The following is a 597-nucleotide window of genomic DNA, read 5'->3' as shown; positions in this document are numbered from 1 at the left end:
GCCGGGTCGAGCCCCACCTCCTCCAGCGCGGCACCGACGCGGGCGGCGCGCTGGGCGGCGGTCATGCCGGGTTCGTGCACCGAAAGCCCCTCGCCCACGATCTCGGCCGCACTCATGCGCGGCGAGAGCGAGCCGTAGGGGTCCTGGAAGACGATCTGCATCCGGGCGCGCAAGGGCCGCAACTCGCCGCGCGAAAGCCCCTGGATCGCCTGGCCCTGGAAGCGGATGACGCCCGTGCTCGCCTCCAGCCGCAGCAAAGCGAGGCCAAGCGTGGTCTTGCCCGAGCCGCTCTCGCCCACCAGGCCCAGCGTCTCGCCCTCGCGCACCGCGACATCCACGCCGTCCACCGCCTTCACATGGGCGACGGTGCGGCGCAGGAAGCCGCGCTTGATGGGGAAGTGCACGCGCACGTCGTCGCCGCGCAGGATTTCGGGCGCATCGGCCGGCACGGCGGCGGGGCGGCCGCGCGGCTCGGTGGCGAGCAGCATCTGCGTGTAGGCGTGCTGCGGGTTGGCGAAGACGTCCACGACGCGCCCCTGCTCGACCACGCGGCCATCCTTCATCACCACCACGCGGTCGGCATGGCGGCGGACGATG

The 597-nt window shown here is 73.2% G+C and carries 1 protein-coding gene; it reads right to left on the bottom strand.

What is annotated here, in order from left to right; all coding sequences use genetic code 11:
• On the bottom strand, positions 1–597 hold a 597-nt coding region (locus tag ACTIFU_RS23935), incomplete at both ends, for an ATP-binding cassette domain-containing protein (protein ID WP_439580823.1).

This window comes from Elioraea sp. (genome assembly GCF_051860475.1).
Classification (GTDB): Bacteria; Pseudomonadota; Alphaproteobacteria; order Acetobacterales; family Acetobacteraceae; genus Elioraea.
The sequence above is the reverse complement of the archived record's forward strand: the minus strand, read 5'-3'. Positions and strand labels throughout refer to the sequence as shown.